General features: G+C 59.3%; 27 protein-coding genes. 25 read left to right on the forward strand and 2 right to left on the reverse strand.

Translation table 11 applies throughout. The features are described from left to right. Window positions 1-192: 192 nt before the first annotated feature. Complete coding sequence (locus tag ACGJAX_RS15760) at window positions 193-423, reverse strand: hypothetical protein (RefSeq protein WP_390955307.1); 231 nt, start codon at window positions 421-423, stop codon at window positions 193-195. Between the two features lie 4 nt (window positions 424-427). After that, window positions 428-1,291 carry a S24 family peptidase gene (locus tag ACGJAX_RS15765; RefSeq protein WP_390959888.1) on the reverse strand — a complete coding sequence of 288 codons (864 nt, stop codon included), beginning with the start codon at window positions 1,289-1,291 and terminating at the stop codon, window positions 428-430. Between the two features lie 84 nt (window positions 1,292-1,375). Here ACGJAX_RS15765 and ACGJAX_RS15770 point away from each other — a divergent pair, with 84 nt between their 5' ends. The 25 genes from ACGJAX_RS15770 to ACGJAX_RS15890 all read left to right on the forward strand — a co-directional run bounded on the left by ACGJAX_RS15770 (window position 1,376) and on the right by ACGJAX_RS15890 (window position 20,750). After that, a complete protein-coding gene (locus ACGJAX_RS15770) occupies window positions 1,376-1,615 on the forward strand; it encodes a hypothetical protein (RefSeq protein WP_390955308.1) in 240 nt (79 codons plus the stop codon). A gap of 66 nt (window positions 1,616-1,681) precedes the next feature. After that, a complete protein-coding gene (locus ACGJAX_RS15775) occupies window positions 1,682-2,104 on the forward strand; it encodes a phage regulatory CII family protein (protein ID WP_390955309.1) in 423 nt (140 codons plus the stop codon). A gap of 74 nt (window positions 2,105-2,178) precedes the next feature. Then, window positions 2,179-2,883 (forward strand): phage antirepressor KilAC domain-containing protein, encoded by a 705-nt coding sequence (locus tag ACGJAX_RS15780; protein ID WP_390955310.1) that lies wholly within the window; start codon window positions 2,179-2,181, stop codon window positions 2,881-2,883. Next, complete coding sequence (locus tag ACGJAX_RS15785; protein ID WP_390955312.1) at window positions 2,883-3,629, forward strand: DnaT-like ssDNA-binding domain-containing protein; 747 nt, start codon at window positions 2,883-2,885, stop codon at window positions 3,627-3,629. Before ACGJAX_RS15780 ends, ACGJAX_RS15785 begins: the two co-directional genes overlap by 1 nt. Continuing rightward, on the forward strand, window positions 3,626-4,426 hold the full coding sequence (locus ACGJAX_RS15790; RefSeq protein ID WP_390955313.1) for a replication protein P: 801 nt from the start codon (window positions 3,626-3,628) through the stop codon (window positions 4,424-4,426). The genes ACGJAX_RS15785 and ACGJAX_RS15790 overlap by 4 nt, the downstream gene beginning before the upstream one ends. A gap of 192 nt (window positions 4,427-4,618) precedes the next feature. Next, a complete protein-coding gene (locus tag ACGJAX_RS15795; RefSeq protein WP_390955314.1) occupies window positions 4,619-4,921 on the forward strand; it encodes a nuclease domain-containing protein in 303 nt (100 codons plus the stop codon). Window positions 4,922-5,027: 106 nt separating this feature from the next. Continuing rightward, the gene (locus ACGJAX_RS15800; protein ID WP_390955315.1) at window positions 5,028-5,459 is read left to right on the forward strand and encodes a VRR-NUC domain-containing protein; all 432 of its coding nucleotides are present in this window, start codon (window positions 5,028-5,030) and stop codon (window positions 5,457-5,459) included. Next, window positions 5,456-6,736 (forward strand): tyrosine-type recombinase/integrase, encoded by a 1,281-nt coding sequence (locus tag ACGJAX_RS15805; protein WP_390955316.1) that lies wholly within the window; start codon window positions 5,456-5,458, stop codon window positions 6,734-6,736. Before ACGJAX_RS15800 ends, ACGJAX_RS15805 begins: the two co-directional genes overlap by 4 nt. Window positions 6,737-6,738: 2 nt before the next feature. Further along, window positions 6,739-7,053 carry a hypothetical protein gene (locus ACGJAX_RS15810; RefSeq protein WP_390955317.1) on the forward strand — a complete coding sequence of 105 codons (315 nt, stop codon included), beginning with the start codon at window positions 6,739-6,741 and terminating at the stop codon, window positions 7,051-7,053. Between the two features lie 218 nt (window positions 7,054-7,271). Next, entirely contained in the window at window positions 7,272-7,625 is a 354-nt protein-coding gene (locus ACGJAX_RS15815) for an antiterminator Q family protein (RefSeq protein ID WP_150704043.1), read from the forward strand. Window positions 7,626-7,837: 212 nt separating this feature from the next. Then, complete coding sequence (locus ACGJAX_RS15820; RefSeq protein WP_150705387.1) at window positions 7,838-8,167, forward strand: phage holin, lambda family; 330 nt, start codon at window positions 7,838-7,840, stop codon at window positions 8,165-8,167. Between the two features lie 31 nt (window positions 8,168-8,198). Beyond that, window positions 8,199-8,942, forward strand: coding sequence for a hypothetical protein (locus ACGJAX_RS15825; protein WP_390955318.1), 744 nt, complete (start codon window positions 8,199-8,201; stop codon window positions 8,940-8,942). 122 nt (window positions 8,943-9,064) lie between these two features. Next, window positions 9,065-9,610: a terminase small subunit gene (locus tag ACGJAX_RS15830; protein ID WP_390955319.1), complete on the forward strand. Its 546-nt coding sequence runs from the start codon at window positions 9,065-9,067 to the stop codon at window positions 9,608-9,610. Next, complete coding sequence (locus ACGJAX_RS15835; protein WP_390955320.1) at window positions 9,582-11,528, forward strand: terminase gpA endonuclease subunit; 1,947 nt, start codon at window positions 9,582-9,584, stop codon at window positions 11,526-11,528. The genes ACGJAX_RS15830 and ACGJAX_RS15835 overlap by 29 nt, the downstream gene beginning before the upstream one ends. After that, a complete protein-coding gene (locus ACGJAX_RS15840) occupies window positions 11,528-11,731 on the forward strand; it encodes a phage head-tail joining protein (RefSeq protein ID WP_390955321.1) in 204 nt (67 codons plus the stop codon). The genes ACGJAX_RS15835 and ACGJAX_RS15840 overlap by 1 nt, the downstream gene beginning before the upstream one ends. 1 nt (window position 11,732) lies before the next feature. Then, on the forward strand, window positions 11,733-13,253 hold the full coding sequence (locus tag ACGJAX_RS15845; protein WP_390955322.1) for a phage portal protein: 1,521 nt from the start codon (window positions 11,733-11,735) through the stop codon (window positions 13,251-13,253). Further along, entirely contained in the window at window positions 13,234-15,222 is a 1,989-nt protein-coding gene (locus tag ACGJAX_RS15850) for a prohead protease/major capsid protein fusion protein (protein WP_390955323.1), read from the forward strand. Before ACGJAX_RS15845 ends, ACGJAX_RS15850 begins: the two co-directional genes overlap by 20 nt. A gap of 83 nt (window positions 15,223-15,305) precedes the next feature. Next, on the forward strand, window positions 15,306-15,659 hold the full coding sequence (locus tag ACGJAX_RS15855; protein WP_390955324.1) for a capsid cement protein: 354 nt from the start codon (window positions 15,306-15,308) through the stop codon (window positions 15,657-15,659). A gap of 15 nt (window positions 15,660-15,674) precedes the next feature. Next, entirely contained in the window at window positions 15,675-16,007 is a 333-nt protein-coding gene (locus tag ACGJAX_RS15860; protein WP_390955325.1) for a hypothetical protein, read from the forward strand. A 2-nt stretch (window positions 16,008-16,009) separates the two neighbouring features. Continuing rightward, on the forward strand, window positions 16,010-16,564 hold the full coding sequence (locus ACGJAX_RS15865; protein WP_390955326.1) for a hypothetical protein: 555 nt from the start codon (window positions 16,010-16,012) through the stop codon (window positions 16,562-16,564). After that, window positions 16,561-16,758 carry a DUF2635 domain-containing protein gene (locus ACGJAX_RS15870; protein ID WP_390955327.1) on the forward strand — a complete coding sequence of 66 codons (198 nt, stop codon included), beginning with the start codon at window positions 16,561-16,563 and terminating at the stop codon, window positions 16,756-16,758. The genes ACGJAX_RS15865 and ACGJAX_RS15870 overlap by 4 nt, the downstream gene beginning before the upstream one ends. Further along, a complete protein-coding gene (locus ACGJAX_RS15875; protein ID WP_390955328.1) occupies window positions 16,755-18,227 on the forward strand; it encodes a phage tail sheath subtilisin-like domain-containing protein in 1,473 nt (490 codons plus the stop codon). The genes ACGJAX_RS15870 and ACGJAX_RS15875 overlap by 4 nt, the downstream gene beginning before the upstream one ends. A 24-nt stretch (window positions 18,228-18,251) precedes the next feature. Continuing rightward, on the forward strand, window positions 18,252-18,620 hold the full coding sequence (locus tag ACGJAX_RS15880; RefSeq protein WP_390955329.1) for a phage tail tube protein: 369 nt from the start codon (window positions 18,252-18,254) through the stop codon (window positions 18,618-18,620). Next, window positions 18,620-18,922 (forward strand): hypothetical protein, encoded by a 303-nt coding sequence (locus ACGJAX_RS15885; protein ID WP_390955330.1) that lies wholly within the window; start codon window positions 18,620-18,622, stop codon window positions 18,920-18,922. Before ACGJAX_RS15880 ends, ACGJAX_RS15885 begins: the two co-directional genes overlap by 1 nt. 100 nt (window positions 18,923-19,022) lie before the next feature. Then, entirely contained in the window at window positions 19,023-20,750 is a 1,728-nt protein-coding gene (locus ACGJAX_RS15890) for a hypothetical protein (RefSeq protein WP_390955331.1), read from the forward strand.

The raw sequence follows: 20,750 nt of genomic DNA on the forward strand, positions 1-20,750 counted from the left end.
CAATAGCTCGGCTTCTTGATACTCTTGCTCCGTCATCGGCAAGTTGCCCTGCGGGAGGAGAGGGAGTTCTGGCTTGTGAGCGCTGCAGCCAGCAAGCAAGGCCAGCGCAAAAAATGTCATCCTGTTTGTCATACCCGTCCTTGGAACCAATGGAACTCCGTGTTTTACAAAACACTGCCACGCCTACTCAGGCTAGGCTCGCGTTATTTGCCCTGTCTTCACCTCTTCAGCATAAGCAGTCAGCCGATCTTCATCAGTATGGAACACGGTGCACATCCTCAGCACGGCCTGGGCGTCTGCCTCATTGCCGGCCAAGCTCAGCCGCTCGGCTACGCGCAATAACTCTACTGCTGACCACTTCAGATCAGAAGCGATGCCCTGGAGGTCGCGCTTTAGGTCTTGGTCTGGCTTCTTCAAAGTCATATCGTCACACCAGGTTCGCGTTCCAGACCAGCAGCACGCGCGCCTGGATGTAGGTGTCTTCTGCCCTAATTGTTTGAGGCGGATGCCGAGGGTTGTCAGAGAGCATGTTGATCTGCTCGTCACCTAGCCACTGAAGGCGCTTGATATAAAGGTGACCTTCCCAAGAGAACATGTAGATCCCGTCGCCGGTGAATTCACGGATGCTGATGTCGACGAGAAGAGGGTCGCGGTGCTTGATGGTTGGCGCCATCGACTGACCCCAGCCGGTCACCATCTTGAGATGGAAGTGCTCTTTGAACTCAACTCCCATCTCGCGCAGGTGCTGGGGGCTAACCCGGACATCCTGCAGCATCTCTGGATAGTCATGAGGTATCTGTCCGCCGCCCATCGCTGCGCGGACATCGTAGTGCGCAATCCATACCTCGTCGCCCACAACGCCAGGGCGGTAGTAGTCAACCTCAATGGCGCCGCTATCGTCGGCCTCTGCGACAGCAAGTAGCCGCCTGCGTGCATCTGCAGACAGTCCTTTCCCTTGCTTCGCGAGCATGCTTTTGACGATATCCGCTGCCGATTGGCTGTGATCATCAGTATCAGAGCTTTCTGCTTTCGTAAGCTTCGAGAATCCGGGTTCCTCCCCTGCGCCATGCTGAAGCCACTCGATTTTTACACCAAGGGCTTCCGCGATTGCACTCATCTTGGCTGGGCCTGGTAAGGACTCACCATTGAGCCATTTGCTCGAAGCTTTGGGAGTGACCTTAGCGATTTCTGCTAAACGCGCGCCAGCCCCCCATTGGTCAATACCGTGGGCGGAAAGGGACTTTTTAAGGCGGGCGACAAACGCCGCACGAATATCTTCTATGTGAACCATTGGTTCAGCATCGCATGTCCTTGCATGTACTTTCAGTTCCGACATAATATGTACCGCAAGTTCATATTTGACTCGGAGGGCCTCATGCGGCCGCTCAAGAAATCGATTGATGATGCTGGCGGCGTCCCTGCCGTGGCCTTGGCCTGCGGGAAAACTCCGAGAGCGATTTACAAGTGGCTTGTGGCAGATGCACTACCGCGCACCGAATACACCGGGGAAACCCAGTACGCAAAAAAGATCGCTGAGTTGGCGTCCGCGAATGGCAAACCGTTCGAAGTCGATTGGCTGCTTGCAGAAGCGCATCCCAAAAAAACTGTCGCCTAAGCCACTGAGCAAATATTCGCCCAGACATAGCAAGGGCGCCACGGAAACGAATTTGAGGTTTTACGAATGGACGAATTTCTGCGGGCTTGCCAAAGCGCGGTACTGGACAACGAAGCGAAGGTACTGGCCGGCCAGATGGGCGTTCCTCATGTGAGCCTGCTGCAACGCGCTAATCCCGACAACGATGCCCATCACCTGACTATCGAGCACCTCTTCGGGATCTTGCTACACACCGGTGATATGCGCCCGCTCGCCGCCCTGGCTGATCAGTTCGGTTTCGATCTGGTGAAAAAGGAAGCTCCGGCGCCGGTGGCGCTAACGGCTTCGATGATGCACGTGGGCAAAGAAATCGCTGACCTGACTCTGGCTGTGCACTGCGCACTGGATGACGGCCGCGTAACTCAGATCGAGAAACAAGCCATCCGTAAAGAAATCGATCACGTGCGGCACGAACTCAACGTGATGGAACAGTCGGTAAAGGTCGCCTGAATCGCAGGCACAAAAAAGCCGGGCTGCAACCCGGCTTCTTCAACAGCAAAACACAAAACACTTGAGGGGCCATTATGAACACGATCGTCGCTCCAAGCAATACGATCACCATGTCGAGTCGGGAGATTGCCGAGCTCACCGGCAAACAACACAAGGACGTCATTCGTGACGTTCGGGTGATGTGTAAAGCCCTGGCCGAAGATGGCGCAGATCTGCGCCATCTCGAAGAGATCAAGGACGGGCGGGGCTACACCGCTGAATTTCGCCTCGACCGGATTCTGACTGAAACGCTCCTGACCGGGTACAGCATCCCGCTTCGTTATCGTGTCGTGACACGTTTGAGCGAACTGGAAAACGTGTCGCGACAGGTCGTCACGGTTCCGCAGACTCTTCCAGAAGCACTTCGCTTTGCTGCCGATCTGGCAGACCAGAACGGCGAGTTGCAGCGTGTCATCTCGAAGCAAGCACCTAAAGTCGCCGCCATCAATCGTCTCGCCGCTGCCGGCGGTGCCATCTGCATTACCGACGCAGCCAAGCAACTTGGTTTACCGCCGGCGAGGCTGTTCGCGTGGTTGGAACAGCACCGATGGATCTTCCGTCGGCACGGCTGCAAGCGTTGGGTTGCCTATCAACCTCGCATCACCTCCGGCCATATGACTCACAAGGTCACGGCACTCAAGCCAGATCCTGAAACCGGCATCGAGCGCGCAGCCTTCGATCCCATGGTCACCCCGAAAGGCCTGACCCGCCTCGCTGAACTTCTGCAGGAGGCCGCGTAATGGCACGCATACGTACTGTTAAACCTGAGTTTTGGACCAGTGAGCAGGTAATGGAGTGCAGCGCACTCGCCCGATTACTGTTTATCGGGATTTGGAATTTCTGCGATGACGCGGGCAATCATCCTCTCTCGCCCAAGACCCTGAAGGCGCTTGTGTTCCCAGGTGACGACATCACTGCGAACCAGGTTGCCGATTTGCTCGCCGAGCTGGAGTCTAACGGTCTTCTATCGGTCTACTCCCACTCGGCGAAGCTGTACCTTCATGTGAACGGCTGGCATCACCAAAAGATTGATAAGCCGACCATCAAACACCCGTCTTTCGTCCAGCCTCTAGATGATCGCTCGACGAGCAATCTGTCTAGTGTCGACGAGGGCTCGTCGAATAGTGGCGGAGGCCTCACCCCCGGAGTGGAAGGGGAGGGGAATGGAGAATTTACACACTCACCGCGTGGTCCATTTGCGATGAGTTTGGAGTGGGCGCCCGACTCTCAACTGCTCAACGCTTATTCCCTCCGTGCCGGCCTCAGTGCTTCAGTGTTTACTCCTGACGCGATATCGGGCTTTGTCCTGCACCACGAAGCAAAAGGGCTAGCTCAGACTGAAAAGCAGTGGGTTGCTGCATTGGTTGGCTGGGTGAAGCGCGACAGCGTCAAAGCAGCCCGGGTAGTTCCACTTCGTGCCCGGCAAGCCAATGGCCCTGATTTCGATAGCCGGGACTGGGCGGACAACCTGGACGGTGACCTGTGAGCAAGCCAGCACCGATGAGAAGCGCGGCCCAGCTCATGAAAGCCGCTGGCGCCACCACAGACCTGCGCGCCGCGGTAGGCGGTTATCAACCGCCGGCGATGCCCGTCATCCCGAAGACGCTGCCACCAGGAACGATCGATGTCGTCAACGCTCTTTTCAGGGAGCTTCAGGCGATCTTCCCGGCATGGAAGCAAGCCTGGCCGACCGATGCCGCGTTGAATACCGCCAAGCGCAGTTGGACCAAGGCCTTCATCGTCGAGGGAATTAACCAGCTTGAGCAAATCCGGTTCGGCATTGAGCGTTGCAGATCCCTGGGCACGGACTTCATGCCGAGCGTCGGTAAGTTCATCAAACTCTGTCAGCCGACGCCCGAGATGCTTGGTATTCCGTCTCACGACCGAGCGTTCCGTGAAGCGCTGGAGAACTCGCACCCGAGCCGATTTGGCGATCGCACTTGGTCGCACCCGGCAGTTAGGCACGCTGCGCTTCAGTGCGAGATTCACAACCTGCACGACCAGATCCCTGAGAAGGCCACCAAAGTCTTCGACCGGGCATACGACATTACGATCCGCAGGCTGGTGCAGGGCCTTCCGCTGGAAGAAATCGCGGTAGGGATTGGTCACGACGGACAGAAATCACCTGTCGAGTGGGCTTCTGAGCTTACCGAGCGAGTTGCGCAGGTCCAGGTTTCGCGGATGGGCATTCCAACTGATGGACAGTCCGCCCGGGAGCAGCTGCTGCGCCGCTTTGGTTTAACGCCTTCGCCGCGTGCCGTGGGAGGTGATCATCATGCTTAACCCGTATCTCGCTCCCACTGACCCAGCAGAGTACCGTTTTGCCGTGCACAGCTGCGGCTACAAATGGGACCTGGGCTACCAGCCAGACCGCGCTGTGGCTTTGTTTGCTGACTCGGCAGCAGCTCTGCGATTCGGCCAGTCGATGTGGCCGTCCACCTGCGAAGTCATCGATATCACCACGGGGGAGCGGGTATGCGCGTGACCTCGAAGAAACTCCGCGCTTCGGCCAACGGCCAGGACTGCACCGTCCGCCTGCCAGGCATCTGCAACTACAACCCAGCCACCACCGTGCTCGCGCATTTGCCGTGTGGGCAGAAGGGCATGGGCATGAAGGGCTTCGACACCGTGGCGGTATACGCCTGCAGCGCCTGCCATGACGTCATCGACGGTCGCGCCGCCGGCGACGTTGATTGGTACGACATGCCGCGCGCCATCGCTGAAACACATGAGGCCCTGATCCGGGCCGGAATACTTACCGTGAAGGGGGCTGCATGATCGACCCAATGACTTTGCTCGTTCTGTTAATCCTCGCCAATTGCGCGCTCTACGAGGTGTGCCGTCGCCTCAGCGACCGGTACCGTAAAGTGCGGGGCGACCGTAAATGAAGCCGGCAGCCATGAAGTTGTTCAAGACCTCGACCGCGCGCGCCAAGCCGGTAGACCGCGAGGGCCTGGAGCAGACGGCGTTGATTGCTGAGCTTCGCGCCCGGATGCCCGAAGTCGCTGACCTCATCTTTCACGTCCCGAACGGCGGGCATCGTGTGAAGGCGGTCGCCGCGAAGTTGAAGGCCCAAGGCGTGAAAGCTGGCATCCCCGACCTGGTCCTGCCGATGGCTCGCGGCGGGTTCTTCGGCCTGTACATCGAATTCAAAGCCACGCCGCCGAACGACGCCGCGATCTCTGAGAGCCAGCACGAACGTATTCGCAAGCTCAATGCCCAGGGTTATTTGGCGGTGGTGTGCCGTGGACACTTCGACACGATGGAGCAGATCCGCGCTTATCTGCGCATGGCGCAGACTGTGGTGGCGGCATGAGCAGCGCCGCGGTGAAGATCACCGACGCCGAGATCAAACGCCAGGCCGCCAGCGGCGTCCGTAATCTGCGCGACATCGAGAATCGCGGCCTCTATCTGCGGTTCAATCAGAATCGTGCCCGGGCATCGTGGTACTTGGTGGTGAAAGGGGAGTGGAACCGCATCGGCCACTTCCCCGACCTCAACACCAAGCAGGTGATCTCGGCCCTGCCGGCGATACGCCTGCGCCTGGAAGCCGGTGCCGGCTCGACCCTTTCGAAGTGGGTTACCACTGGCGAGCTGCTGGAGTGGTTCGCCGAACGCATGGCCCGTGATCGCAATCTGTCGAGCAAGCGCAAAAAGACCGGCGCTTCGGCGATCAAGTGCCACCTGATTCCGCGCCTGGGTGAGCTGCCGCTGACCAGCGTGGACAAGGCCGCCCTCGACAGCCTGTTGATGTGGCCGCTGCAAGAGACTCTGTCCATCGACTACGTGCGCCTGGTGTTCCAGTTGCTGGCCCTGGCCTTCCGCCAAGCCTTCAAGCTGGAACTGATCGCCTCCAACCCCATGGCCGGCATCAAGTTCAGCGACTTCTCCAAGGCCAAGGTCGGGATCAAGCCGTCCCGGCTGCGCGGCGTGCAACTGTCTGAGCTGCTCGAGCAACTGGCCGAGGTGTTCGTCGCTGCCCCGCGTGACGCGATGCTGGCGCTGCTGATGCTTTGCCATGGCACGCGCATTGGCGAAAGCCGGCTAACCCAGTGGCCACACATCAGCCTGGCCGAGCGCGAGTGGTTCATCCCCGGCGATCACACCAAGACTGGAGTCGAGCATTACCTGCCGCTGACTGAGCAGATGTGCGAGATCCTGAAGCGGTACCGCGACTGGCAGTACGCCCATGGCTACGACGGGCAGTACGTGTTCCCGGCGCGCAATGGCAAGGCCCTCAGTGAAGGTCAGGCCAGTGCCGTGTTCACCCGGCTGGGTCACGGCGAGTGGACCAGTCACGACTTGCGCAAGGTTGCCCGTACCGGCTGGGCCGACATCGGCATCGACCACCTGATCGGTGAGCTGCTGATCAACCATGCGATGGGTCACAACGTGAAGGTGTACATCCAGTCGGACGTGATGGGGCGCAAGCGTGATGCCCTGGAGAAGTGGCACGCGCATCTAGACCAGCGTGGTTTTACCCTCATTCACGGATTGACCGGCGTTAGATTCGGAGATTCCGGTAATGCGCTGGAAGCCGCAGAACACAAGGCCTGCGAGGCCAATCAAGAATCAACCATAGGCGAGGTTTAAAAATGGACAAAAAGACCCACGGCCCCGCCTTTGTGCGTTGCCTGATCCCGCTCACCGACTGCCCGTCGTGTGCCGGGAAGGGGATCATTCAAGGCGTGTTTCATCAGCTTGATTGCATCGGCTGCCACGCTTCGGGTCTGGTGCACGCGGAGACGCTGGAGCCGTTACTGTTGGAAGACTTGGTTGTGCAGTTGGGTATGTTGCTGCGCCGGGAACGTTTTATGACGAAGGTAAAAGCAGCTGCGACTGGAATTGTCGCGCAATACCAGCAAAGCAATAGTCGCGGTGCCGGCCGCTCGTCTTTCAAGGGGGATTGATCGATGGCAGCCAAATTCATAATGAGAACGGCCAGAGTGACGGAGCAGGAGGCGAAAGTGGTTGGGCTTCTTGCGGAAGCCTGGAATGAATTTCTGAAACTGCCTATCGAGCATCCAATGGCTCACCAGGAGTTTTGCACCGCCATTCACGGATGTCAGGACAAGATACTTGCTCGCGGTGGACGCAGAGCAATCAATGAAAGCGGGGGAGAGTGATCATGGCCAGAACAAAGAGCTTCACCGAGCGCACATCGGAAGACCTGCTGGAGCATTGGGGGCGCTGGGTGGTTTTGGGTTCCGGCGTGTCCTGCTGCGCATCCCGCGAGAACACCCTTCACACACCGATGATCACCGACGACGACGCCTTGATGATTGACGGTTTGATGGGTCGTTTGTTGAAACGATACCCCGAATGCGGAAACGTGCTGATGAAGTACTACACCGCCAGGGACAAGGCGCTGGTCGACGTCGGCAAGAAGCTAGGTTTCGGCGAAGAGAAGACCCGGCAGCTTTGGAAGGCCGGGATCGCCTGGATTGATGGTGCTTTAGATATTCGTCGAGAGGCTGCTTGACAGGACCGGGGCGGGTATATAGATTTCAGTTACTTTGCGGTTTTTCCGCGAGCAAAGCCCGACCCTGAGTTGGGCTTTTTGCTTTCTACAGTTCACAGAGCCTCGGCATTCGCCGGGGCTTTTTCGTTTTCGGCTCCACCACACCCATTGCTCCGAGCTGGGAGTGCTGCTGGAGCCGGATCTATTTACTCCCCGAGAGGGAGGACGCCGAGATGCCAAACATGCCAGACAAACCAGACACCTGGCTGCTCGTTCTCGCGTGGCTCAGCCAGCACTCACCAACGATCTATGCCGGCGGACTGTCTTTCGTGGTGGGTGCCTTGCGCATCATCTACGGTGGCGGCACTCGGCGACAGGCGCTGCTGGAGGCCTCGCTCTGCACGCTCATTACCATTGGTTTGATCCCGCTACTCGAGTACTTCGGTCTGCCGCAAAACTTCGCCACTGCGGCCGGTGTATTCATCGGCTTTCTTGGAGTGAAGAAGATTGCTGACTTGGCTGATCGGTTCGCCGACTTCAAGCTTCCTCGGCGTGCTGAATAGGTCGCTGAAAGCGCTTGTTTTGAGGTGAGGCATGGTCAAGATTGATGCCAGTACCAATGTGGAAGAGCTGTCGAAGGCCTTGCGCACGTTGGGCAGCAAACAGCTACCGTTCGCCTTTGCCTTGATGGCCACCCGGTTAGCATTGCTGGTGAAGAAAGGCGAGCTTTCGGTTATGCGGCAACGCCTGGATCAACCGACTGCCACCACCATGAACAGCCTCTATGTCAAAGCGGCCAAGAAGGAAAATCCAGAGGCTAGAACCTTTTTCAAGGACGCATGGACCTCTGGCGTACCTGCTGACACCTACCTGCAACAGGCTGTGAAGGGTGGACGCCGCCCGCACAAACGATTCGAGAAAGCGCTGATTGCCAAAGGCCTCATGAAGCCAGGGCAGTACGCAATCCCGGCACCATCAGCGCTCAACCAATTCGGCAACGTACCACGCGGCACGATCATGAAGATTCTGTCGGGCCTTGGTGCGGCCGAGACGGTCAGTGGTGTGCAGGCCAATGCCACAGGCAGCAAGCGCAGCAAGCGCAAGGGCAACGCCGACAAGTACTTCGCCGGTGATGTTGATGGCACGCAGGGTATTTGGGAGAAGAGGAAGACCGCGTTCGGTGATGCTGTTCGCCCGGTCTTCATCTTCAGTGAGAGCGAGCCTGGCTATCGGGTGATCGTTCCGTTCTACAAGATCGCAGACAACATCGTGAAGGCGAACCGAGCGAATGAGTTCGCCAGCGCGATGGATCAGGCACTGTCGACAGCCCGGGGCTGACGGGCAGGGCAGGGGTACCCCCCCTTTGGGTCCTTCCCCGGGCCCCGACCCCATGCGGGTAATTCGGGCCCCGCCCATCAAATATGTATGACCTTTTTTCAGAGGTTGGTTGTTGTTTAATCATGGCCAAAAACGAAACAACCAAACAGCGCGGCTGGTTGAACAAATCCGAGATGGCTTCGAGCCTGGGGATTTCGCCGCAAGCCTTTGACAAATGGGGAGTTACGCCCGTCGCTCGCATCGGTCGCGAGGCGTTCTACACCGTGCAGCACGTGGTCGAAAACCGCGTCGAACACTCGCAACGGAAACAACAACCGGCGGGTGAGGGAACCGAAGGTCTCGATCCGCTGATCGAGTACAAGCTGCTCGAAGAGCGTCGCGGTCTAACCGCCGCCCAACGAATCGCCCAGGAGAAAAAGAACCTGGTGTTGGACAAGCAACTGGTCCCGGTCCCATTCGCCACATTTGCCCTTGCCAAAATCGCCGCACAGATCGGCTCGAAACTGGACACCGTCGGCAAGACCGTTACTCGGCGTCATCCAGAGGTTGACCCTCGAATCATCGAGTCGGTGGAGCGGGAGATCGCGCTTGCTCGAAATATTGCCGCCAGCTTTGGTGAGCAACTTCCGGAATTATTAGATGAGTACGTTGAGTCCATGGCTGAATGATCTGCGCAAGTCGATCAAGCTAGGACTCCAGGCGCTCTACAAAGAACCACCGCAAACCGCCGTTGAATGGGCGGATGCAAATTTCTACATGTCCGCCGAGTCCTCATACAACGAGGGCAAGTGGACGACCGAGCCGTTCCAGGTTGCGATCCTGAACAGCATGGGCAACGACCTGATCAACGTCGTCAACTTCATCAAGTCGGCGCGGATCGGTTACACCAAGCTGTTGATGGCGAACATCGGCTACAAGATCCAGCACAAGCGCCGCAACGTCATGATGTGGAGCCCGACGGATCCGGACGCCGAGGACATCAGCAAGAGCCACGTCAACGGCATGATCCGCGACGTTCCGGTACTGGGTGACCTGGCCCCATGGTTCGGACGCAAGCACAGCGATAACACCCTCGACCAGAAGATCTTCGCCAACCGGCGGACGCTCTGGATCCGGGGCGGCAAAGCTTCGCGTAACTACCGTGAGAAATCTGCCGACGAGGTCATCTACGACGAGCTCTCTAACTTTGACGAAAGCGTCGAAGGCGAGGGCGCTCCGATCACCCTGGGCGACAAGCGACTCAACGGTGCGATCTACCCGAAGTCAATTCGCGGCTCTACGCCGAAACGAGTGGGCTCCTGCCAGATCACCAAGGCCGTCGAAGAGTCGCCCTACCTGCTCAAGTTTCACATCAACTGCCCACACTGCCGGCAGGAGCAGACGCTGAAGTGGGGCGGCAAGGATTGTGAGTTCGGCCTGAAGTGGGAAAAGAACGCACTCGGTGAAGCCGAGAAAGCCTGGTACGTGTGCGAGCATGCTGCCTGCATCATCTGGCACAACGAGATGGTCGAGGCTTCAAAGTCAGGCCGCTGGATCTGCGAACACACCGGCATCTGGACCCGCGACGGCATGGACTGGTTTGGGGTTGATGACGAAATCATCCGCACCCCGCGCTCAGTCAGCTTCAGCATCTGGGCGATCTACAGCACCTGGAGTACGTGGCTCAGCCTGGCCGAAGAATGGCTGAAGGTGAAAGGCGATGTATCGAAGTTGATCACCTTCATCAACACCACCCGCGGCGAAACGTGGGACGACGACCAGGGCGAGAAGCTCGACTCGGAAGTTCTGTACGGTCGCCGCGAAGTTTATCCGCAGGTCCCGGCCCTTGGCCTGGTCCTGGTCGGCGGCATCGATACACAGGACGACCGGTTCGAGGGGCGCGTCTGGGCTTTCGGTCCAGGCGAGGAAGCTTGGCTGGTTCATCGCTTCATCCTGATGGGCGACCCGGCTAGCGAGGAATTGCGCCGCAAGGTTGGCCTCGAGCTGCATCGGCAGTTCACCCGCGTGGACGGCACCATCATGAAGGTGGAGCGCTGGACATGGGACGCCGGCGGCCACTATGCCGACGAGGTGTATGCAGAGAGCCGAAAGCACGGCGTTCACTGGGTTGTTCCAATCCGCGGCGCGACCGTATACGGCAAGCCGATTGCGAATTTCCCGCGCACGAAGAACAAGGTGCACAAGGTCTTCCTCACCGAGGTCGGTACCGACAACGCCAAAGAGCTGCTCTACAGCCGGATGGGGCTCCCCGTCGATACGGCTGCCTCCCAGGCGGGCGTCTCTCAGCCCGGGGTGGTTCACCTTCCGGCCAACGACGCGATCTGCGACGAATCGGAGGTGAAGCAACTCACCTCAGAAAAGAAAAAAGCAGCCATATCCAAAGGCAAGCGCGTGTTGCGTTGGGACAGCGGCGGGCGCCGAAACGAGGCGCTCGACTGCTTCGTGTACGCGCTCGCCGCACTGCGCATCTGCCAGCAACGGTTCGGGCTCGATCTCGATCTGTTGGACGCTGCTGTACCTGGTGGCAACGAACCGGACGCTGAAGAACGGCCGCGGAAGAAATCCTCTCACTGGAATAGAAACTGATGGCCTACACGATCGAGCAATACAACGCCCTACAGGCGGCCATCGCTGAAGGGGCGTTGTCGGTCCGCTACGCCGACAAGAGCGTCACCTACCGATCACTCGACGAGATGATGCGGATCCTCAAGCTGATGTCCACCGAACTGGGACTGAATGCCTGCAATGACGGCGGCCGCCGTTTCGCCTCGTTCTCCAAGGGGTACTGACATGGGGATGATTGATGATCTGTTCCCCGGGTTTGCGGCCAAACGTTCGGAAAGTCGGTTGAAGAAAGCCCGGACGGACCTGGCGCTCAAGATGATTGAGCGCCGGTTTGAGGGCGCTGCTGGTGGTCGCCGTAATGACGGGTGGCGCGCAACGGGTGCCGATGCCAACGTTGAGAATGCTCCGGCTCTGGCCAAGCTTCGTAACCGGGCACGCGACCAGCGCCGCAACAATCCTTTCGGCGAACGCGGAATTACCGGTATTGCCGATAACGCTGTTGGGGCCGGGATTGTTCCGCTGCCACTGACGAAGCGCGATCGCGACGGCTTGCGGTTGATGGACCTGTGGAAGGCTTGGGCTGAGACAACCGATTGTGATGCTGACGGCCTGGATAATTTCTATGGCCTGCAGCACATGATCATGGAGGCTGTCGCTGAGAGCGGAGAGTGCTTGGTTCGCCGGCGCCGCCGCTTCAGCTCTGACGGACTGCCAGTCCCTGTACAGCTTCAAGTCTTGGAGGCCGACTTCCTCGACGAGTCGAAAGCGGACATCGTCGGCTTGAACCGCATCATCCAGGGTGTCGAGTTTGATGCTCTTGGCCGACGGGTCGCGTACTGGCTGTTCGATGAGCACCCTGGTGCGAACGCAGTTTGGGGCTCCCTGCAATCGCGCCGGGTGCCGGCCGAGGATGTGATTCACGTCTTCTTGCGAAAACGACCGGGCCAAGCGCGCGGTTACAGCTGGCTGGCCCCGGTCATCCAGCGCATGCGCAACTTCGACGAGATGGAAGACGCCGTGATGGAGCAGGCGAAGATTGCCTCCTGCTTCGCCGCGTTCGTCACGAAGGATGAAAACAGCGGGTCGGGTGCCGGCAAAAAACCGCCGCTGATTGACCGCGTCGAGCCCGCGATGGTGCAGGAGCTTGGATTTGGTGAAAGCGTCACCTTCGGCACTCCTCCTACTTTCAATGGCTACACCGCATATTCATGGCAGCAACTGCATGCCATGGCTGTTGGCCTGGGCGTTCCTTATGAACTGCTCACGGGTGACCTAAAGGGCGTCAACTTTTCCAGCGGGCGAATGGGCTGGCTGAACTTCGCTCGGCGTGTGGACGTGTGGCAATGGCGGATGCTGATCCCCCAGCTGTGCGATCAGGTTTGGCGGTGGTTCATGGAGGCACAGGTCCTGCTGCCTGGCGGCGTGACCGATGACGTCAAGGCCTATTGGGTTCCGCCTCGACGCGACATGGTCGACCCGAAAGCAGAAACAGAAAACGTCATCACCCGCGTACGCAACGGCCTCACCACTTGGCCGGATGCCTTGCGCGAGCTCGGCATCACAGACCCGAAACGGCATGCCGAGCAAATCAAAAAAGCAAACGAAATGATCGACGAGTTCGGGTTGGTGCTGGATTGCGACCCGCGCCGAGTTGCGGCCGCCGGTTCCCCGAGCCAGCCACAAACCACAGAAGAGAAACCAGACGATGCCGACTCCGAATCAGGTGATGACGCGAAAGACACATGAGACGCCGGCGTTCAGCCTTCGTGCAGCTGTACGGCCTGGCTCGGTAGATATCGACGCGCGAACTGTCGAACTGACCTGGACGACCGGGGCTAAAGGTCGGCGTTGGTCTTGGGACGTCGGCAGTTACATGGAAGAGCTGGACGTCAGCGACGGCGCAGTCCGTCTTGATCGGCTCAACAACGGGGCGCCGCTGCTCGATACCCACAATCAGTACCAGCTGAGTGCAGTGCTGGCTGTTGTAGAGCGGGCCTGGCTGGAGGGTGGCGAGGGTCACGCTCTTGTCAGGTTCAGCAAGCGTGAAGATGCAGACGTGGTCTTCAAGGATGTTGTCGACGGCATCCTTCGGAACATCAGTGTCGGCTACGCCGTTCACCGTTACGAAGTTGTCGAGGAGGAAGACGACAAGCTCCCCACGTACCGCGCTGTCGATTGGGAACCACTGGAACTATCCCTGGTCCCGATCGGCTTCGACGATGGCGCAAAGGTTCGCAGCGCCAAAACCCCGGCCGAATACGAAGGCCAGCGATTCAACACCATTTTTGAAGTTCGGTCAGCTGTTGAGCCGACCGTAGAACTGGCCGCCGTGCCTACTATCCAAGAGGAAGATGCAATGACCGAAGAAGAGAAGCGCGCGGCCGAGGACAAGCTTCGCCGTGAAGCCGCTGAAGCCGAACGCCTGCGCAGCCTCACCATCCGCACCATGGCGCGCAAGGTGCAACTCGATGACGAGGTTTTCGTGGAAGACCTGATTGCTCGCGGCGTTCCGGTAGCGGATGCGAGCGCAGCTCTGATCGACAAGCTGGCCGAGCGTCAAAACAAGGATCAGCCGGAAACCCGCAACAGTCAGCCAACTGTTGTCACCGGCGGTCTGGATGTGTCGGTACTCAACGCCAAGCGCTCTGCCATGCAGAACGCCCTGCTGCATCGTTGCGACTCCAACGTCAAGCTGGAAGAAACCGGCCGAGAGTTCCGCGGAATGCGCCTGGTCGACATGGCCCGCGAGTTCGTCGAGATGGCCGGTGGTAATGCTCGCGGCATGACTCCGCAAGAACTGGCCCGGGCCGCCCTGGGCTGTGACCGTCAAGCGGTGCGCGCGGCCGGCATGCACTCCACCAGCGATTTCCCGCTGCTGCTGGGCAGCACCGTCAATCGCACTCTGCGCGATGCCTACACCAATGCACCGCAGACCTGGCGTCCGCTGGGCCGCCAGACCACTGTGCCGGACTTCCGCGCCGTGACTCGCGCCGCGCTGGGCGACATCGCCGCGCTGGAACAGGTCAAGGAGCACGGCGAGTACAAGTACGGCACGCTGTCCGAAGACGGGGCCCCGATCAAGGTCGCCAAGTTCGGTAAAATCATCGCCATCACCTGGGAAACCATCGTGAACGATGACCTGGGGGCATTGACTCGCATCCCGGCAGCACTGGGTAATGCGGCGGCTGCGACCGAGTCCAATGTGGTTTGGGCACTTCTGCTCGGCAACCCTAACTTCACTGACGGCAACCCGTTCTTCGACGCGTCCCACGGCAACGTTGCAGGCAGCGGCGGTGCCATCAACACCACCACCCTGGCTGCGGCTCGCGCTGCCATGCGCAAGCAGAAGAGCAAGGCGGGCGAGTTCCTCAACCTGGCACCTGAGTTCCTGGTTGTCGGTCCTGACAAAGAGCTCGAGGCATACCAGTTCACCAGCTCTAACTACGTGCCGGCGAAGAACTCAGACATCAACGATGTCCGCAACGCGTCGCTGACGGTGATCGTGGATGCTCGAATCACCGGTAGCCAATGGTACCTGTACGCCGCTCCCGGTGCTGTCGACACCTTCGAATATGCGTACCTGGAAGGCGAGCAGGGCGTGTTCACCGAAACTCGCGAAGGCTTCGAAGTCGACGGTATGGAAATCAAGGCCCGTCTGGTGTTCGGTGCTGGCTGGATCGACTACCGCGGCGCTTACAAAAACCCGGGCGCGTAACTCTCCAGTTCGACCTGAACCCCGAAGGGCGCCGCGTGGCGCCCTTTTTGTTTTCCAGTTCCAGTCTCTAAAGGGGACCTTGCATGAAGACTTTCATCCAGAACGGTGACTGCATCACCGTTCCCGCTCCGGCGGGCGGTACCGTATCGGGCCAACTGTACAAAGTCGGCGCGATCATCGGTGTAGCCGCAACCACTGAAGCCGCCGGTGATCCCGTGGTTCTCAAGCTCGATGGTGTGTTCGGCCTTACCAAAACCAGTGCTCAGGCGTGGGCTGTGGGTGACCTGCTGTACATGAACACGTCCACCCGTGCGCTGACCAACGTGTCGGCCACAGGCCTGGTGTTGGTGGGTGTGTCCACCGACGTCGCAGTCAACCCCAGCGCAACCGGTGCCTGCCGACTCAATGGCGTGTCCGCGCCTGTCGCGGTGCCATAAGTGGGCTGGGCCTCAATGGCCCAGCGCATGCTCGGCGTGTCGATCCGTACTTTCAGCGAGCCCACCGCGGCCCTCGATCCCGAGGGCGCGGTCTACTGGCTGACAGACGGAATCGAGCCGGGCGTGCCACTGGACCAGGCGGTGTTCGATACCGCTCACGTTTCCGTTGATCCCTCGACGGGAGCCCCGGTGTCGAGCCAAAACCCAATACTCGGCGTCCGCCTGATCGATCTGCCGAACAAGCCAACAAACCGCGATCGTGTCCGTGCTCGTGGCGAGTTGTTCGTGATCGGTGACGTTCAGCCCGATGGTGTGGCCGGCGTCACCATCATCCTTCGGAAGGCGTAACCATGGCTCACCCACGCGAACTGATCCGCAAGCAGGCCGTGGCGGTGTTGATGGGCGCGACCAATGCAGGTGCCAGCGTTTATGCCAGCCGCGTGAGACCGCTGATTTCCAACGGCTGGCAGAGCGAGCTCCCCGCGATCATCGTTTACACGATGGACGAGGCCGGCGAGATCTTCAATCAGGCGCCGCGCGAATACCGGCGCCGGGTGGAGTTGGTGGTCGAGATCCACGCCGAAGGCAACGATGCGCTGGACGACACGCTCGATACGCTGGCCCGGCAAGTCGAGCGCCTTCTACTCATGGACGACACCCTCGGCAGCACTGCCAATGACCTGCAGTACCTGCGCTCGCGCATGGTGCTGCTCGATCAGTCCGAGCAGGTGACCGGCGCCTGCCGGCTCATCTTCGAGGCCGAGTACTTCGATCGTCACCCTGACGACCTTTTCAACCAGAGCTTGCCCGACCTGAATACGGTCACGACCGAGTACAGCCTGGACAACGCCCAACCCGATCCGGCGGATCGTGCCAAAACGATCATTGAGGACCTGAACCCATGACCACCCGAGTGCTGGTTACACCCGTCGCGGGGCGCCTGGTGCGAATCCCCGGCACCTACGAGGCGCTGCCCGCCGGCGGCCAGCAGCTGGAAATCAACAGCTACTGGATTCGCAAGCAGTTGGCCGGCGACGTTGAGTTCGCCACTGAGCAGCCTGCAGAACAGGCCCAACCCCAAAAAGGTGAGAAGCAATGACTATCGGATTCAACACCATCCCTGGGCCTGGGACACTGCGCAAACCGGGCGTCTACAGCGAAATCGACAACAGTCAGGCCGTTCGTGGGCCGCAGTCGGTCACCTATCGCCGCCTGCTGATTGGCCAGAAGCTGGCCGCCGGCAGTGCCTTGGCAAACACGCTGGTTCGCGTGACCAGCCCCACGCAAGCCGACACGCTCTTTGGCGCCGGCTCTATGCTTTCCGGCATGGTGCGTGCGGCCATGGCCATCGACACGTACACCGAGTTGCTGGTGCTGCCCATCATCGACAACGTCGCAGGCGTTGCGGCAACCGGTACGATCGTCATCACCGGCCCGGCCACCGCTTCCGGCACTCTTGAGCTGATGATCGCCGGCCGCCGTGTTTCGGTAGGCGTCCTCAGTGGAGATGCCGCCACCGCCATCGGCACCGCCGTTGCCGCTGCGATTACCGCTGCGACGGATATGCCAGTCACTGCGACAGCGGCGGCAGGTACGGTAACGCTGACCTGCCGCCACAAAGGCGAGGCAGGTAACAGCCTCAACGCCCGCGTGAACTATTTCACCGGCCAGGTGCTTCCGGCGGGTGTCGGCGTGACTTTCACCGCGTTCACGAACGGTGCGGGTAACCCAGTCCTGACCACTGCTCTGGCCGCGATTGGTGATGAATGGCTGCACACCTGGGCGGTGCCTTACTCCGACGCTGCCAGTTTGGCCGCGATCAAAACCGAACTGAGCAGCCGGTTTGCCTGGGGGCGTGAGATTGAGGCCCATGCTTTCACCGCGGTGCGTGGTACGCAGGGCACCATCAGCGCGATTGGCGACAGTCACAACAGCCAGCATCTCGTGATCATGATGGCTAACGATGAGCCGATGCCGGCTTACGAGAAGGCCGCCGAAACTATGGCGATTGCAGCGTATTACGCAGCCATCGATCCGGCGCGACCTATCCAGAATTTGGCTTACGCCTGGTGTCTGCCGCCCGCCGCCGGCAACCGACTCACCAACGAAGAGCGCAACATTATGCTTTTCGACGGCATCGCCACCAGTAAGGTCGCGGCTGACGGCACCATGCATGTCGAGCGCCTGATCACCACCTACAAAACCAACTCCGCAGGTGGTTCCGACACCAGTTACCTGGACAGCGAAACGATGTTCACCCTGATGTTCATCCGCCACGACTGGCGCGACTACATCCTGCGCAAGTACCCACGGCACAAGCTGGCGAACGACGGCACGCGCTACGGCGTCGGCCAGCCGGTCGTCACGCCTGTGGTGATGAAGGCCGAGGCAATCTCGAAGTTCCGCGAGTGGGAGCGCCTGGGTCTCGTCGAAAACATGGCTGACTTTAAGGCCAACCTGATCAGCGAGCGCAGTGAGAGCGATCCGAATCGCCTCGATGTGTTGCTGCCGCCTGACCTGGTCAATCAGCTGCGCCTGGTCGCCAACAAAATCCAGTTCCGCCTATAACGGCGACCGCCAGGAGATAAAGACATGGCAGGTAAAAACCGCATTGGCGGAATGATCGCCCTGAAGGTCAACGGCGACATCTATTTCGCCAAGGGCAGCTTCACCTACAACCTCGGCAAACCCAAGCGCGAGGGTGTTGTGGGTGCCGACACCGTTCATGGGTACACCGAAAAGCCGCAAGTACCTTTCGTTGAGGGTGAGATCACTGACCGGAACGAGCTCAGCCTCGAAGATCTGGTCACGCTCGACGACGCCACCATCACGCTGGAGCTCGCCAACGGGAAGGTCATCACCCTGAGTGAAGCCTGGTACGCCGGCGAGGGCACCGGTAACACCGAAGAAGGCAACATCGCTTGCCGATTTGAAGGCATGTCTGCGGAGGAAGTTTCGTAATGGCAAAGGAAAAAGTTCTGCAACTGGCTGAGCAGGTCAACTTCGGTAAAGACACATTTACCGAACTGACCGTCACCCGCAAATTGAAGTACCTACGTGGTCATGCCCTGCGTATCACTTCCGATGGAAAGGGCAACGGCGGCGCGGACATGGACTTCGCCACCTTGATAGACCTTGGCTCCAAGATGGTTGGCCATCCTCCTGCGTTGATCGAAGAGCTGTGCGAGGACGACCAGGCTGCCGTAATTGGGGAGGCTCGCGATTTTTTGCTGAAGCACCTCGGGGGTGGGAAGGAGGCGTAACTGTCGTCGTCAAGGTTATGAGTGTTCAGCCCTCGGAAGTCATGGACATGGATTTCGAGGAACTGAACTGGTGGCTTGAGCGCACCGAGGAATGGGTAGGATGGCAGACAAAGGATACTCCCTAAGCTTAATCATCAAGGCCGTCGACCGGGTCACTGCGCCCTTGCGTGGGATTTTCGGCAAGGTCAAAGCAGCCAGCGCTGGTATTACCGGAGCGCTCGATCGGGTTGGTCTGCCGGTCTTCACCAATAGCCTGAAAAACGTTGGCGGCGCCATCGGTGGTATCGGCAGCGCCGTCGCATCAAGCACGCAAAGGCTGCTTGGATTGGGGGCGACCCTCGGCCTTACGGGCGCGGCATTGAACCTGTTCTTCCAAGGGTTCGCCGATGCGACCGGTGCCATTGGCGATACAGCCGAGCGAACCGGCATCAGTCGCGAGCGGTTTCAGGAACTGAGCTTCGCCGCGAAGCTGTCGGGTTCGTCTGCTGAGACCCTGGCGGGCGCCCTGCAAAAAATGCAGATCAACATTGGCGCCGCAACGGCGGGTTCGAAAGAACTCAAGGACATGTTCAAAGGCCTTGGTATCAACATCAAGGATGCTTCGGGCAAGTTGAAAAGCTCCGATGCACTCTTCGATACCTTCGTCGATCGCATCTCGAAAATCAAAGATCCCTCGCTTCAAGCCCAGGCGGCCGTGAAGATCTTTGGCAAGAGTGCAACCGAGTTGCTTCCGCTGATCCGTGGCGGCGGCACCGGCATAAAAGAAATGGCCGACGAAGCCCGCCGGCTTGGCATAGTTATTTCGGATGGTGCTGTCCGTGAGGGCGAGGCGTTCGGTGACACGCTGGACACCCTGCATGCTGCGCTGAGCGGTGTTGGCAATACCATCGGTAGCGCCCTGGTACCGCAGTTGAACAAGCTCGGCACCAAACTGATCGATACCATCGTCAAATACCGGCCGCAGATCGAAGCTTTTGCAACATCCTTCGCGGAGAACCTGCCCGGTAACATCGAGAAGGTGACCGGGTTCCTCGGTGATCTGTACGACGGCGTGCAACCGGTGATCAGTATTTTCGAATCACTGGCCGAAACGTTTGGCGCTGCCAACCTTATTTTCACGGCGCTGGGCCTCTATATCGGTGGCGGCCTGTTGATGGCGGTACTGAATCTTGCCCTAGCTCTGAAGGGCTTGGGCGCGGCAATCACCCTGACGCCCGTCGGCTGGTTCCTCGCTGCCGTAGTGGCGATCGCAGGTGCTGCCTACATCGTTTACAAAAACTGGGACGGGATCGTTCAGTTCTTCGAAGAGAAATGGGCGGGCGTAAAAGCGGCGTTTGCCGACGGCATCATCAACGGAATCGTGAAAGTCTGGCTTGAGTACAACCCGATCACGCTGATGATGGAAGGCTTCAACGGGTTGCTCAAATACCTGACCGGCTGGGACCTTGGCGCGATTCTCGGCTCTAAAATCGCCGATGCGGTTTCTGCCATTAAAAACGGCTTGCCTGACTGGGCCAAGGAACTACTTGGAATTGATGGCGCTTCCGTCAGTGCGCCGAGCACGGATGCATCGCCTACAACTGGTACTAACTCACGCCTCGCTGATCCCAATTCAGCGCTTGGCCCGCGTCGATCCGTTACCGATCTCGGTCAGCGCGCCGCTCGGGTTGGCCAGACGGCGGCGCAAGTTCAACAGCAGCAGCCTCCACAAGAGGTCAGGGTAAAAGTTGATTTGAACAACCTGCCGGCGGGATCCAAGGTGAAAACCGAGGGCAGCCAGGGCGCCACGTTCGATACCGACATTGGCTACTCGATGATGGCCCCATAA

It is taken from the genome of Pseudomonas moorei, assembly GCF_042846945.1.
GTDB classification, from domain to species: Bacteria; Pseudomonadota; Gammaproteobacteria; order Pseudomonadales; family Pseudomonadaceae; genus Aquipseudomonas; species Aquipseudomonas moorei.